The organism is Xenorhabdus littoralis (assembly GCF_033949345.1).
GTDB classification, from domain to species: domain Bacteria; phylum Pseudomonadota; class Gammaproteobacteria; order Enterobacterales; family Enterobacteriaceae; genus Xenorhabdus; species Xenorhabdus littoralis.
In genome coordinates this window covers 69121-85375 of the sequence record NZ_VCDP01000023.1, presented here as the reverse complement: position 1 = coordinate 85375, position 16255 = coordinate 69121, and the positions used below count along the sequence as shown (strand labels likewise).

The 16255-nt window shown below is 40.4% G+C and carries 8 protein-coding genes; 4 read left to right on the top strand and 4 right to left on the bottom strand.

Translation table 11 applies throughout. The features are described 5' to 3' along the window. Window positions 1-222: 222 nt before the first annotated feature. Complete coding sequence (locus FE394_RS07005; RefSeq protein ID WP_319925683.1) at window positions 223-420, top strand: hypothetical protein; 198 nt, start codon at window positions 223-225, stop codon at window positions 418-420. 235 nt (window positions 421-655) lie between these two features. Here FE394_RS07005 and FE394_RS07000 read toward each other — a convergent pair whose 3' ends face one another. After that, complete coding sequence (locus FE394_RS07000) at window positions 656-1489, bottom strand: alpha/beta fold hydrolase (RefSeq protein ID WP_319925682.1); 834 nt, start codon at window positions 1487-1489, stop codon at window positions 656-658. A gap of 360 nt (window positions 1490-1849) precedes the next feature. Here FE394_RS07000 and FE394_RS06995 point away from each other — a divergent pair, with 360 nt between their 5' ends. From FE394_RS06995 to lhgO, 3 genes are read left to right on the top strand one after another with little or no spacing between them, the layout of a single operon-like run. Further along, window positions 1850-2893 (top strand): TAXI family TRAP transporter solute-binding subunit, encoded by a 1044-nt coding sequence (locus FE394_RS06995; RefSeq protein ID WP_319925681.1) that lies wholly within the window; start codon window positions 1850-1852, stop codon window positions 2891-2893. Beyond that, entirely contained in the window at window positions 2890-4860 is a 1971-nt protein-coding gene (locus tag FE394_RS06990) for a TRAP transporter permease (protein WP_319925680.1), read from the top strand. The genes FE394_RS06995 and FE394_RS06990 overlap by 4 nt, the downstream gene beginning before the upstream one ends. Continuing rightward, complete coding sequence (gene lhgO, locus FE394_RS06985) at window positions 4853-6043, top strand: L-2-hydroxyglutarate oxidase (RefSeq protein ID WP_319925679.1); 1191 nt, start codon at window positions 4853-4855, stop codon at window positions 6041-6043. Before FE394_RS06990 ends, lhgO begins: the two co-directional genes overlap by 8 nt. Window positions 6044-6139: 96 nt before the next feature. Here lhgO and FE394_RS06980 read toward each other — a convergent pair whose 3' ends face one another. The 3 genes from FE394_RS06980 to FE394_RS06970 all read right to left on the bottom strand — a co-directional run bounded on the left by FE394_RS06980 (window position 6140) and on the right by FE394_RS06970 (window position 16206). Continuing rightward, complete coding sequence (locus FE394_RS06980; protein ID WP_319925678.1) at window positions 6140-13495, bottom strand: Ig-like domain-containing protein; 7356 nt, start codon at window positions 13493-13495, stop codon at window positions 6140-6142. A gap of 593 nt (window positions 13496-14088) precedes the next feature. Beyond that, window positions 14089-14658: a HutD/Ves family protein gene (locus FE394_RS06975; RefSeq protein ID WP_319925677.1), complete on the bottom strand. Its 570-nt coding sequence runs from the start codon at window positions 14656-14658 to the stop codon at window positions 14089-14091. A 126-nt stretch (window positions 14659-14784) separates the two neighbouring features. Then, entirely contained in the window at window positions 14785-16206 is a 1422-nt protein-coding gene (locus FE394_RS06970) for an aminotransferase-like domain-containing protein (protein ID WP_319925676.1), read from the bottom strand. Between the last annotated feature and the right edge of the window lie 49 nt (window positions 16207-16255).

Genomic DNA, 16255 nt, shown 5'->3' with positions numbered 1-16255 from the left:
CTCTAGTTACTGCTAATGCCGATGCATTAATTTGCAATGCACTTAATCCTACGATTAAAAAATATTGTGATGATCTTTGCAATAAGATACCTGATAATCTATCCTTCCTTAGAGACACTTGCTTATAATTATATTTTTTCGGCATAAAAATTTCAAATCAAATTGAGATTTTAATTAATAGATTGATGACTTTTTACATATTAATATATGAGGTTTCCAATCATGAAAAAGATACTTTCCATGTGCTTAGCTGCAACAATTCTTAGTGGATTCGCTGTTAATGTAGCAAACGCAGAAAATGCCATTCCAATCACTAAACATGCTGTAGAATTTACTCCTACAAATGTCGAAAGTCCTCTTCATGTTATCTGTATCGTTTTTGTTCCAGAGCAATATAAATTTCTTTGTGAAAAACTTTAACTTTCACCAATGAAGAAGTAAATTAAGAATTCGTTAAGGATAATGAATAATGGATTTTTTAGTATAAAAAATAGCGGGGAGTTATTTTTACAACTTTTTGATTAAAAATAACATCCCTACTATTATTAAATATATTCATATTGTATTTATCAAATTAACTCATCGCATTCATTTGATGACATGGGGACTTTCATACACCTGATAAAAATCCACTCATCAAATATACAAGATAGATTTACTTAAAATCATTAAGAAAATCGGCCAAAATTGGGTTCAATAACTCAGGTGATTCCCAGAACGGGGCATGATCGACTCCGGCTAAATTAAATACCTGCCCTTTCCAGAGGTTTCGATAATTCAATCCATTAATATAATCAATATTGATAAATGGATCACCCATGCCATTGACAATCGCCAACGGTATTTCACTGGTTTCAACCAACCGTTTTTGATCCGTCGCATGAGGCGAAAAGAAGGCTTCAGACATATATTTCCGCGCCAATCCATCTGTTCTTGCCACAGTTTCAAAGAGGAAAGGTTCATGGGGCGCATTGACGCCAATTGTTTCAATAGCGAAGTTCCTGATGTCTTCCTCAGTAAAATCCGCTTTACCAGAAAGCCTCATATGTTCGCTAGGTTTAAAACCAAGCGCCACATTATCTGCGCCAATTGATACGGGTGGGGTACCGCAAATCATTAATCCAACCATTTTAGGGAACAGAGCCAACATCTCTAAGCCGATATGACCGCCCAGTGACCAACCGAAAATCACCACGCGGTTAATCCCTATTTTTTCCAAAACTTCAATGACTGTATGAGCGTAACCCGGCATTGAATAGGCTTGTCGTGGATCGCTGGCATTTGATGAAGCACCATGCCCGGGCAAATCTAACGCCAAAACCCGATAGTTCCCTTTTAAGAGGTCAATTTGATGGCGAAATACTTCTTTACAACTGGAATTGCCATGTATCAAAAGTACAGGTAAGCCATTGCCACCAGTATCGATGACAGAAATACCAGCATAGCGAGTCTGAATATCATAGTGATTAATATCATTATGTGTAGTCATTATTCTATCTCCTTATTAATAAGGGAATTCATCGGTTTATTGGAATCATAATTTATCAGTATGAATCATCATAAACGACGGAGACTTTAACTGAATTGAGATCTACTCCGGCGTTGATATGAAATTTATTCATAAGACCTGAAATGTTCATCTTTTAAAAGGTTACTTCATGCTTTTTTTACTCAAAATCTGTCAGTTACTTCATATTTTTTGTTTATTTTCTTCATGTTTTTAAAATAGTTATCACAAATTTGCAACATTAATCACCGGAGAGGATGCGTAATGTTGTATATAACTTAGAGCCTAAAACGCTTAATTCGAATAGCAAATACTTGTGACACAATATCCGGTAATCACGTTATGACAATAAAAAAAGTAAAGCTTTTGTTGGCAACGCTCGCTGTAATTACTTTAGTTATCATGGCCATTGCAGGAAAAATAGAAAATGCCAATAAGCGTTTTCTATCTGTAGCTACAGCATCCACAGGAGGAACTTATTATCCGATGGGTGTGGGCTTAGCCAATATATGGAGTAACCATCTGACACAGGAGAATATTCAGGTTACAGGGCAGTCCTCTGCTGGTTCAATTGAGAATATTGACCTACTCCAGAAAGATGAAGCTCAACTGGCGATTTTACAGAGTTTAATCGCCGTCGAAGCTTATGAGGGTGTCCGTAATTTCAAAAATCGCCCTTATCAAGACCTGCGTTCTATATCAGTACTTTGGCCTAATGTTGAACATTTTGTTTTATTAGACGAGAAAATCAGGGATGGCACACTAAACGATATTGCCGATACCCGTTTTTCGGTCGGGCCACAAGCCAGCGGCACTGAGCAATCCACACTGATTATTCTGCAAGGCGTTAATCTCAGCAAGCAAGCTATTCATCCGGAATATCTTGGTTATGGTGATACCGTTTCTGCCATGAGAGATGGGCGTCTGGATGGTGGCGCCCTACCAGCAGGTGTGCCTGCATCAGCGGTCACAGATATGTATGCCAGTGGCGTTCCTGCCCGTATCCTGAATGTCACAGACCAACAACTGGAGAAAATTAATTCTATCGCCAATTCATGGTTTCGTTTTGTGATCAAACCAGATACTTATCCACGCCAGAAACAACCTGTTCAAACTATTGCGCAGCCCAATATTCTGATGACAACACGCATGATAGATGAAAAAATCATCTATGAATTAACCAAAGTGATGTTTGAAAACCAGAAAGAAGTACATCAAATCCATAGCTCAGCGAAATACATCCTCCCTGAAAACGCACTCAAAGGTGTCGCCGTGCCATTACATCTCGGTGCCTATCAATATTATCGCGAAATTGGGCTGGATATTCCTGATTATCTCGTGCCACCAGAACTCAAAATTAACCTTAATATTACGGAGTTACCATGAGTCCTGACAATGTAATATCATCGTCTGCCGAGCTGGATAAAGAAGCCGGTTCAGGCAATCGTCATTTGAGCGGTGTCTACCTGAAACTCACAATAATACTTGCCATCGCTATTTCTCTGTATGCTATCTACTCGAATGCATTATCCAATACACAAGAATTTTATCGTAACGCAACGTTTCTTGGCGGTATTCTGGTTCTGGGTTTTATTCTTTTTCCTATTTCCAAACATTATTCAACACAGAAATTCAATTATTGGGATTATATTTTCATTCTGCTCACATTAATCAGTTATGGATATTTTTACTTTACTTACACTGACTTGCATGTCGTGCGCAACAGCATTCCCAATACTACGGATTACATCATGTCAGTTATCGGCATTGGTGTATTATTTGAGGCCGCAAGAAGAACCACTGGCTATTTCATACCGGGTTTATCTATTTTTGCCATTGTCTATGCCCTATTCGGTCAATATTTTATAGGGATCTTTGGTCATGCCGGATTTTCACTTGAGCGTTTATTATTCCGCTTATTCATGACCAGCGAAGGTATTTTCGGCATTACCCTCTCTACGGCATCAACGGCAATCATCGTCTTTATCTTATTCGGGGCATTTTTAAGTGTGAGCGGAGCAACTGCATTATTCAATGATCTTGCTCTGGCAATGGCGGGACGTCGTCGGGGCGGGCCTGCTCAGGTTGCTGTCATTTCTTCTGCCCTGACGGGATCACTCAGCGGCAGTGCAGTTGCCAACGTTGCTACAACGGGTACTTTCACTATCCCTCTGATGAAAAGTATCGGCTTATCTCCCCGTTTTGCCGGTGCCGTCGAAGCAGCAGCATCAACAGGCGGCATGATTATGCCACCTATCATGGGCGCTGCGGCATTTATCATGGCGGGCTTTTTGGGGATTTCCTATACCACGATTGTTATTGCTGCCATTATTCCGGCATTGCTCTATTATGCAGCACTGATTATCGCTATTGATCTGGAGGCCAAGAAGCAAGGGTTAAAAGGCATCAACAAAGAAAATATCCCTCAAGTCAAAACAGTACTAAAAGCCCGTGGTTTATTATTATTGCCATTGTTTATCGTAATCGGGACTTTGCTAACCGGGAAAACACCGATTTATGCCGGTTTTCTCGGTATTATCGCAATCATTATCGCAAGTTGGATCACCCCAGATACCTCCGTGCGCATGACACCCAGGAAAATCGCTGATGCATTGAATGAAGCCGCCCGTGGAGCGATTCAAGTCACTGTTGCCTGTGCCGCGATTGGCGTCATTATCTGCGTTGTAACGATGACCGGCATTGGCTCAACCCTCGCTTTCAATATCGTATCCCTCACCGATAATACACTGTGGATGATCCTGCTCGTCGTGATGATAGTCTGCATTGTTCTCAGCATGGGATTGCCTTCGACTGCCTTGTACATTGTTGTTGCCGTAACGGTATCGCCGATATTGATTAAAGCGGGTGTTTTGCCATTAGCTGCCCACTTCTTTGTTTTCTGGTTTGGAGTGCTTTCCAATATTACGCCGCCAGTGGCTCTCGCCAGCTACACCGCTGCCAGTATTGCCCGTTCTGATCCAATGCAGACATCATGGAATGCGGTACGCCTGGCTCTGCCGGGTTTTATCATTCCATTTATTTTGGTGTACAACCCGGTATTATTGATGCAAGGCGATGACTTAAACGCCTTATCTATTAGCTATATGATCCTGACCGCCCTGATCGGTATTTACTCGCTTTCAATTGCCAGTGCTAATTTCTGGATGTGCAAAACCCATTGGTTGGAAAGAATGATCTTCGCGATCGCAGCCATTCTTTTAATTAAACCGGGAACACTGACCGATCTCGTCGGTATAGGATTCATTATTGCTGCTGGCGCTATGCATTTCTTGCGCAATAAATCGGAACATTTAAAAAATAAGAATAATGAGGAACCTCCTAAAAATGTATGACGTGATTATCATTGGTGCCGGATTAGTCGGGCTTGGCACTGCCAATGCCCTGCAAGAACAGCATCCGCACTTGCGCCTGTTGGTGTTGGATAAAGAAAATGGCGTCGCTGCCCATCAAAGCGGGCATAACAGTAATGTTGTTCATTCGGGTATTTATTACACACCCGGCAGTTTGAAAGCCCGGCTGGCAAAGCAGGGAAATCGCTCTATATATGAGTTTTGTCAGAAACACGGATTGTACTACGACCGTTGTGGCAAGGTGATTGTCGCAACGCAACTCAAGGAACTGCCTTTACTGGAAAATATCTATCAGCGCGGATTACAGAATGGCCTTGAGGTCAACCGGCTATCGCAGGCTCAATTGAAAGAGCGCGAGCCTTACGTTAACGGCCTTGAAGCCATATTGGTGCCGGATGCAGGGATCGTGAATTATCCGGAAATTGCTGCAAAACTGGCTGAAATAATTCAATCCAGAGGCGGAGATATCCATTATCAGCAGCAAGTGCAAGGTATTCATGAGCAATCTGATTACGTCGAAATACAGACTCAACAAACCCGCTATCAGGCTAAATGGCTGGTAAATTGTGCCGGATTGCACAGTGACAGAATTGCCAAACTGGCAGGCTATGAAACGGGTATGAAGATCGTCCCCTTTCGTGGTGAATATTATGTACTGGACAGCAGTAAAAACCATCTGGTTAATCACCTGATCTATCCCGTACCCAATCCTGATTTTCCTTTCCTCGGTGTCCATTTTACCCGGATGCACAACGGAAAACGGGATGTCGGCCCGAATGCAGTGTTGGCATTTAAGCGCGAGGGATATCACAAAACAGATTTTAATCCACGGGATTTAGCGGAAGTTCTGACCTATAAAGGATTCTGGAAGATTGCCACACGCTATTTTTGCGAGGGTGTGGCAGAAATGCGCCGTTCGTTTTCGCGCCAGCTTTTTACCGAAAATGCCCGTCAGCTTATCCCTGATTTACAACCGGAAGATATTACATCAGGGCCTGCCGGTGTTCGTGCCCAAGCGCTAACCGCTGACGGGAAGTTGGTGGATGATTTTCATTTTGTGCAAGGCCGCCGTTCACTGCATGTTTGTAATGCGCCTTCTCCAGCGGCTACGGCTTCGATGGAGATTGGCAGGGAGATTGTTGGGCGGTATTTCGGGACGCTTTGATAAAATTACAGTGGTATTATTTGAATGAACCGTTAATAGAAGTGAGCTTATAGCTCACTTCTATTATTATTAATGGATTGTATTCTTCCTAAATATTCACATCATCCAAATGGTCGTTGTATTTAATATATTAGCACCATCTCCATTACCACCATATCCATACCCCTTACTATCACCACCTAACCCTTGATACTCATATGTCTCTCCTTGATACTCAATAATCAATTTCATGCCATAGCCTTCCTGATGATTCTTCCAACACTCACTATTAATAATAGCTACCCTTGCTCCTACAGGAGCATCTGTCTGTGCTCCCAGAGAAGTAGTCTTAGTGATTATATCAACCACACTTTTTTTGCTTGCATTCTTGTCATCACGGTTAAGATAACTAAAATAAGTATCTTTATAGCGACGATTTTTCGCTTGATACTTTAATACCATTGGTGAAAGTAATTCCTTCTCTCCGAAATTTATTTCACTATTTTTAGCTATCATAACCATTACATGATGAGTATTTCCTGCCTCAGTTTCCTGACAAGAGTTATCCCAGTAATTACTCTGAAATACAGCAAATGCCCTAAACTTAACCATAGTTTTAATAGTAAGAGAAGCCCATATTTCATCTGGTCTACGATTCGTTACGAGTATTTCTTCTGACTGTTTTTTCTCCTTAAGTTGTTCGAAACCTGTAGCAATTAATTTTATTCGAAGTTTTTTTCCATAATATTCAGATTTAGCATCAAATAAAGTTCTTTTAAATTTAGTTGAAGAAGATACTTTATAATCTTTACTATCGACTGTTTTTCCAGATTGAGTATCTACTAGCTGTACATTTACACGATATGTTGGTCGATATTTATTTGAATGATCTATGTTCCAATTTATAGATATTTTGTCATCAGTAAAGACTGGTTTCCAATCTCCTGTTGAAGTCATACTTCCTTTACTAGAATATTGGATTGCTCCAAAATTCATATCAGGTTTATCATATAATTCAATATTATAACTCTTATAATCAGAAATATAGTAATCATTTCCATCAATATAATACGTCATTCTTGCTAAACCAGCGGATTTTCTCTTCCAATCTCCGTTACTTAATATTTTTATGACACTTTCATTGCCACTTTCCCAATGTCCTTTTGCATATTGAGGCAATGTAACCATTTGTTTTAATTTTACAGTCCCATTTAAGTGATCTTGTACTGTAGGAAGAAAAGGCATGCCATCTACTCTTCCTTTATTCAACGTATATACAGTGTTAACAGCAGATGGTTTAAACTGCTCAGTTTCTGGCACCTTAATTATTATTGTCGCAGTACCGGGTTTAACTGGTATCAGGTTTCCTTGTTTATCAACTTGTACTACATTATCGTTAGAACTGGAAAATTGAATTAACTTCAATAAATTACTATCAACCACATCCGGATTACCAAACTCAGGTGTGGCTTCGTTATTTATTCCATCATTCCATACTGCAACAATTTGCTCATCTTTACTTTTCAATTGAGGATCAGCCCGTTCTACCGTCAACTGATAACTTGCATCGGCCCTGTTATACTGCCCATTGGTTCCTGTTTGTACCGTAATGGTTGTTTTACCCGCCTTTAGCAACGCTACTTTCCCGGTATCATCTACCGTGGCAACATCTGGGGCGGAACTTGTCCACATCTGGCGTATACCACTTGGTGCATTTTGTACTTTTTGAGAATGCCTATAGTTTTTGGTATAAACAGCCGTCACATCCTTATTATCAAACCGCAGCTTTGGCGTAATCGCACCTACTTTGATTTTCAGTGTGTTCCCTATTTGCTGCCCGTCAACCGTAGCTTTAATATCCTCATATCCTTGAACACCGGAAATCGCCGAGGCGGTATACGTTCCATCACCATTATCTTTGACCGGACCTACATTGAAACCATTTAAATTCCCTGATGGTCTAATTTCAACCATTTTTCCCATAATAGGGTTATCGTATTTATCCAATAGCTTAACAGCCAGTGTGGCTTCCTTCTGTGTACCTGCTGTACCAATCTCTCTTACATCTGTCACAAAAAAGGATTTTTGTAGATCAACAGCCGATGGAGTCACCGTCAGTTCCGGCATATCCTGATGTATACTGCCATCCAAAGAGGCTTCAACGGTGAATTTGCCAGCCCTGACAGGCTTAATACTCAGTTCAGCAATACCCTGTTTATTTGTCTGGCTAGCGGATTTCGGTTTATCTCCCTCAGCATAATCCATGCTTGATGGCAGTCGCCATGAAACCATCATGCCTTCCAACGGATTATTATTTACATCAATCACTTTTACAGAATATGTAACAAGGTTGCCCGCTTTAATTAAACTCGGATTAACAACAGGGGCAGTTATTCTCTTAGATTTTCCATCACCAACAAAGGTCAGAATAGGTTTCTTGGCTAAATTCACTCCACCAACCGATACAGTGAGTTCTGCATCGCCTATTTTCGTTCCCGTAATTGAAATATGATATTCACCGAGACGAGCACTATCTTCAGTAAATTTGGCAGGAATATTAATATTGTGCGGAGAGGTAACCTTAATCGCAGTTGATTGATTCGGTATCAGGTTTTTTGACGTATCGTACAATGTCACGATCAGCGTCGTATTATCACTACCATCAGCAATTACACGATGTGTAGACAATGTGACTTCTGATCTGTTTGCATCCAATTTACCCGCAGTAAATATCATGGCACGCGAATAAGATTTTCCGCCAAGTAAATTGACCGTAACTTTAGCTTCACCCGTTTCTTGACTACTCAATTCAACTTTGGCGGTACCTTTATCATCAGTGAGAACGTTTGTGCGGTTTAATACACCTTTACCTTCAACAGACCAATAGGTAGGAATATCTTTACCTAACGGGTTGCCATTTTCATCTTCCAACTTAATAGAATAAATAACGGTTTCATCAACAGTAACATTGTCTTTACCTTTAAGAACTCCGTTGACACCTTTTTTATTTACAACAAATGGATTTTGCTCATCAGAAGCACGGGGGGTTGCATTATCTGCAACGATCTCTAATTTGACTGATTGATCAATTTTCAGAGAATCAACATTAACGACAATATTAGTATGCCCTACATTTTTGGCTTGAATATTAGCGAAATAGTCTCCCGAATTATTTTTCTGAAATATTGCTGGATTAGGTGTTATACCTAAATCATTTGAGTACTCTAATGCTATATTTCTTATTGCGGATATCAGTGTATTTCCATATATATCTTTAGGTGTAAACGTAACCTGAATTTCTTCCCCTGCAACAGCAATATTTTTTGAGATATGCACTAATGAGTGTGATGTTGAAAGAGAACCAGCAATAAACTTCGCCTGAGTTTGTGCTGTTTTCTCGCCGGTAGCCAATACAGCAGTAACTTGTGCATTTCCTGCCTGTTTACTGGTTAAAGTAATTTCTGCAACACCATTGGCATCGGTTTTACTCAATGTTGAGGACAGATCCCCCAATGAACTTTTCCAGCCAACAACAACATTTGGCAATGCTGTATTGCCATTCTTATCCTGCAATTGAGCTTTAATGATGACATTGTCCTGACCATCCGCTTTGGCAGAAATAAATGGCGGATTATTTGGCGTATTTGCACTCCCCTTTATCATTGTGACAGAGGCGAGTTGCGCAGTCGTTCCATTGGCAACCAAACCTAAGGATTCATCAAAATAGAGTTGCCCAGTGATCCCGACACGAATGTCAACCTCGCCTTCTTTTGTACCTGAAACTGATACCTTATAAACACCCGCCGCCGATTCCTTTTTATCATGGAATGTAATGCTGCTTGCATCACCAGCAATAACCGAATATTTAATTTTGTTATTCTGATTAGGAATTAAATTTCCATACTGATCTTTAAGGATCAGTGTCGCTTCAGCCCTCGCGATTCCATCAGCTATAATTGATTGAGGTGATAAAGTAAAATGACTTTGTTTTTTCATACCAACTGCATCTGCATTCACAAAATCCGGTTGAATAGCAGTAAAAGTTACTGTGAGATTCGCTTTGACTTCATCCATAAATACTGCTTCAACTACGGTATTTCCGGCTTTAGTGCCCGAAATAATCGTACTTGCGTTTCCTTGCTTATCAATAAAACCTGCAACAGGTTTTAATTGATTATCTTTTTCTGAGGAGCGCCAGATAATATTTTTACCGGACAACGGGTTATTATTCTCATCTACAACCGTTGCGGTTACTTTAATGCCATCATGCCTATCTGCTACAGCGTCTTTTTTATCACTGATGAGTCGGACTTTTGCCGTGCGCCAATCCGCCTCCGCATTGATGTTAATGCTTTGAACATCGTCCGAACCATCACCATGAGTAACAGTCACAATGAGCTCACCTGACTTAGTCGAGCGCAATGTTGTTCTGGCTATTCCATTTTCATCTGTAATACTCGTTTGATTAACTACGGCACCCTCTTTGTCAGTAGTCCATGTAACTTCTACACCTTCCAAAACATTACCGTTATCATCAAAAACTTGGGTGCTTAATTCCACACTATCGATACCGTCTGCAATAATATTGCTGGGATTTTCCGGTTTTATTGCAGAAAGTGTTCCTGTGGAGATATCTGCTTTAAATTTAATCGGGGCTGAAGTGCTTGAACTTCTCTCTGAACTTTTATTCGTACTGGCAGTGACTTTTACATCAAAAGCCTGTGTGCTCGTCACTGTAGTAAAGGCAATTCCGTTTTCATCTGTATCAGATTGCAGGCTTCCTAAATTAACAATGCTTTTATCACGGTCTGAATCCCAATAGACAGTTACCGACGTCAATGGATTACCATTTTCATCGACAACGAACGCTTTGACAGTCACAGGTGTTTTGCCATCCGCAAGATATTTTCCCTCCGGATCAGGCTGATTGTTACTATTATCCAGCTCTACTTTTAATACGCTTACTGTCATTTTATGACCGACAAATGTCATTGGAACCTTAGTCTGTACCGCTCCTGTACTGCTGTTGACTGTCGCTATTATTGTTGTTACACCCGATTTTGTACTACTTATCGACGTTTCCGCCACACCTTGTTTATTTGTTTTAACTCTTTCTGAGGTAATATATGCCTGATTATCAGCCTGAAAAATCATCTCGACATCAGGAATTAAATTACCTGATTTATCTATTACTATTGCCTTAATTAAATATTTCGTTTGTCCATCTGCGACAAAAATATCGCCTTTACCTGCAATGGAACCATCCGGATGAATAATTTGTAAATTACCTTCTATGATATGTGCTGTTTTTTCATCCGGAATAAAAATAACATCTACAGAATATTTTTTTTCTCCCAGATTAACCGTAATCGTGGTCGTTCCGGCATTGGTATTAGTCACCGATATGACTAATTGACCATTCATATCTGTAGCTCCGTCCTCCTGTATATCCGCACCATTATTTGCACTGGATTTAACAATATAATCAGGAATTGGATTACCAAATTTATCAGTAACAGTGAGCCTTATCTTGTTAAGTGCGTTACCATCAGCTGATGCATTATTCTGCAAAACGCTTAACTGACCAGATTTTATTTGTGCAGTTTTTTCATTAGCCTTAACGACAATATTTGCTGAAGAGAAAATAATATTTCGCGCTGATGGTGTTATTGTCAACATTTCAGTACGCGTACCCGCTGTCACAATAGCGATATATTTCCCAACATCAACACGCTGGAAAGCTGAAACCTGCGCAGATGGACCTGTTACTGTGGAGGCAGCTCTCTTTGACCTAGCCTGCCGAACCATAGGAGCCTGGGCAAATTCCATGGCAAGCGCGCCCTTGAAAAGAGAAGGCTCAACCGAATTCTCTGTACTCTTGCTCCGGGAAACGATCACCGGAGTAGACTGGTCGTTTGGTGTTTTACGATCGGATTCAACTTTAATGGTGATTTCTTTAGCATCAACATCAACAGGCAAATTTCTTTGGTCTTTGATCTCTAATGTCATTTCCCGGGTGCTTTTGCCATCTGCGGGTAATTCACTTTTTTCCGGATAAAATAAGCTTCGAATTTTATCTATGGCCGCAGAAGAGACGATAACCTGAATATAAGCTCGTGCTGAATGATTACCTTTTTTATCAATAGCAACGGCTGAGATTTGGTAGGTATTACCCGCCTCTTTTCCATATTGATAATCCGGCATCAAGATACGGTAATTATTTTCTCCCTTTTCAATAATCTTACCGCCATTCGCTGTTAATGAAGTAAAGTCCCAATCAATGCGCTCAAGGCCATATTTTGCAGTCACAGCAACTTTTAATGGTTTTTCTTCACCCGAATAACCCTCAATGACTTCATCCAACTGTAATTTAATAACTTGTTTCTTCTGATATTCCAGAACAATATTGTTATTACGTTCAACAAAACCATAACGATTATTGGATAATTTACGTAACTGAGAAATAGCATCAGTTGAAATTTGCTTAAACCACGGGACGCCAATCTGATAGTTAATTTGAAGATTTAATTTTGTATCACTTCTACCCTCTTTACCCTGTCGTTGCTCAGCTCCAATAGTGATAATAGGTACTGGGGTATACGTAATGCCAGCAGTGAATGCATGAGGATTTTTCTGACGGTTATCCTTACCAAATAACGCAACTTCATTGCCATAATATTGTTCGTAGATCAGCTTTGCGCCTAACTGAGGGTACTGCGGTAGATACCCCTCAGCCCGGATATCCCAACCATTGCTAGCTCTCTCACTATAATCTTCCAGATCTGGCGAGTCTTTCCAGTTACTGGTTCTCATATAACCATTTACATTCAACTTCAAATAATCACGCCAATATTCCACTCCCAAACCAATACGGGAATGACGACGTGATAAGTCATAATCAAAGAATGCGTTATTACCGAACATATAATCAGAAGCAAAATGACGCCAACCCAAACCCAAATTAGCTTGGGTTCTGCCATCCGTTCTATGGAGGCTGCTTTGGTTAAAGATAAGATTTTCCTTTTGCTCCCACAAAGGGAAAAGCAGATCAAATTGCGAGTTTTTTAACGAAAAATTCTTATCCGCATTCAGCTGAATGCGGGCGTTCCCAAATTGTTTAAACCATCGCTCTATTTCATTATTCGTTTTACTGACAAGGGTTGACCGGGCAATCTCAATTGCAGAATCAGTGCCCGGATTTTTTTTCAAAAACTCCCCCGTCTGTCTGGCTATATTAGCAAGCTGCTTTTCCTGTTTATTCGACTCATTTTGGCTATCTGTTGTTATTAGCCATTTTTTTTCTGTAGGAGGAAGAGGGCTATTATGCTCTTGGCGACTCGCACTGGCAGTCATAACAGGAGTTAAACTTCCTGCAATGGGAAATAATACTTGTAATACAATGTTAACCCATGCAATACGACGAATAAAACTGCCGTGCTGCACATCTATTTTATTTACATTCTCTCTGTCCATATTTTAAACCACATAGATTGCCTTGTTGAATAAATCATAAAGGACCATTAAAGGGGGCTGAGTTTTTAATCTATCCGTTAGTAAATATCAATAGCCATAAAAAATACGAAAGTAGAAAATAATCCATTACCTTTCCAGTTAAGTAATAACTTTGTGGAAAAATTAATTTATTTACATAATTTAAGACTACTTAGCGCTAACATATGAAAAAATAAATTTAAAAAAACAATAACAACTCATACCAGAGCAAACTGGTTAATATAAAAAGACAAACACCATAAAATCATTCTCATTGCATTCCATTGAAAAGCATTTAAAAAAATAAAACCAACAAAAAACCAATAAAAAACCAATAAAAATCACAAATAATAAATTTATATTTAATGAATAAATGAAATATAATTCACTAAGGAAATAAATCGGAAAGATAAATAATTAATACAAATAAAATAAGAAATTATAATGAAATTCCGGTTATTGAGATAAGTCTGAAAAACATAGGAAGATATCTACTCAATAGATATCAGAATTCAGTACAACGGCTTGATTAACATCAAGCCGCTTATTTCGCCAACATTCAATAATTATCCAATTTATCCAATCGGGCGTAAATCGACCCACAATAACTGACTATCCGCAACCAATGGTTTAATTGTTCCCTCACGAATATCAGGCAGCCACCATGCACCCTGACCAAAAGCCAGCTGGACACAATTAGCACCTGTCATTTCCCAGCGACCTTTTAAAACATAAAGTACGCCACTGTGTGATGTTGGTAGTAAACGCTCATCAGAAACCACAGAAATTTCAGAAGCCCAACATGAACGACGGGTCATGATATTAAAACACTGAACGGAACCATCCAACAATTCAGCGTGTCCCCGGATATCACCCGAAAAATGGAACGGCGCCATTTTTTTTACCAGTTCGTGCTCCAGAAAACCCGGACTGGTCAAGCGGATACCCTTTCCTTTCAATAAGATGATTGTGCGTTCAATATCAGGATACTGCCCCAATACTCCACTTTGATGAATAGTCGTGAAACAAGCCCGCCAGGCGAAATCATCAGAAACTGGCCAGCAAACAATGTCCCTTGTTTCGCCTTTCCCTTCAGACCATTGATCTCTTGGTAACGTTGCATAATCGAAACATTTCATTTTCATGCCACTCCCTCACCACATATATATGCTGTTTACAGCACCAAAAGATGATTAACGTCGGATTGTTGACAGAAACATTCGCAAATAATTCTTCCTACGACAACATCCAGATTGTTGAAGTGTGACTTATTACCCGCATTCCCTTAAAAGGGTATGGCAGATATTTCCCAAATTTTTCATTGCAGAAGCCTGTGTTTCATTCCATTCAAACGAAGTGTTCAAGCGAAAGGCATGGTCAAACTGGGTACTGGTGGAAAACATACTTCCCGGCGCAATACTGATATTTTTAGCCAGAGCCAGTTGATACAGTCGATTGGCATTAAATGGTGGCTCAAATTCCAGCCAAAGAAAATAGCCTCCACGGGCACTGTTCACTTTCACCGATGGGGGAAAATATTCACTTATCGCCCGTAACATCTGACTTTGCCGCTGTTCCAACTGACGCCGCAGCCGCCGGAGATGATTATCATATCCTCCCTGAGCCAGATAATCAGCAATTGCCAACTGTGTCGGGGTACTGGCAGATACCGTACTCATCATCTGTAATTGCTGGATTTTCTTGGCATGTTTTCCTGCCGCTACCCAACCCACTCGATATCCGGGAGCAAGGCATTTTGAAAATGATGAGCAATGCATGAAATTATTTTCTGTATCCCATGCTTTTATTGGTGCAGGAGGCTCTTGTCCGAAATACAGTTCGCCATAAACATCATCTTCAATCAGGGCAATCTGGCTTTGATTCAAGATTTCGACCAATCGCTGTTTATTTTCAGGGGGCATCGTGCTGCATAACGGGTTTTGGAAACGAGACATCAGCCAACATGCTTTGATCGGATATTTCTGTACTATTTCTTCCAACGAATCCAAATCAATGCCTGTATGCGGGTCTGTTTTAATCGCGATAGCTTTCAAGCGCAACCGTTCTATCGCCTGTAACGCACCATAAAAAGCAGGAGATTCAATCACTACCCAATCTCCCGGAGAAGTGACAGATTGCAGGCTGAAACTTAATGATTCCATTGCCCCCGCAGTAATGACTATTTCATCTGGTGAAACATGAATACCGTGGGAAGCATAACGGCGGGATATATTGCGCCGTAATTTTTCATTTCCTGGTGGCAGATTTGCCAGTGAATTATGCGGAACAAAGCGACGGGCAACTGAAGCCAGTATTTTCGACAACTTGGGTTCTGCCAGCAACGAAGGATCGGGAAATGCCGAGCCGAAAGGTATAATTTGTGGATCTTTGCATGCCTGCAAAACATCAAAAATAGAAGCGCTGATCTCAACATTTTCACTTAAATTAAGCCCCTTTCCTCCTTTTGCCGAAGCAAAGGGCTTTAAGCGGGTAGCGACATAATATCCGGATTGAGGACGCGCTACGACCCATCCCTGACTTTCCAGCAATTGGTAAGCTTGCAGCACCGTCATCAAACTCAGTCCTGACGACTTAACCGATTCCCGCAATGACGGTAATCTGTCACCAACTTGCCAAATATCGTCCTCTATTTGTTGGCGGATCATGCCAGCCAATTGTTCGTAACGTGTCATATGCCAGGCCTTTGTTGAAATTGTTATAGTTAATGACAAGAAAATTTCA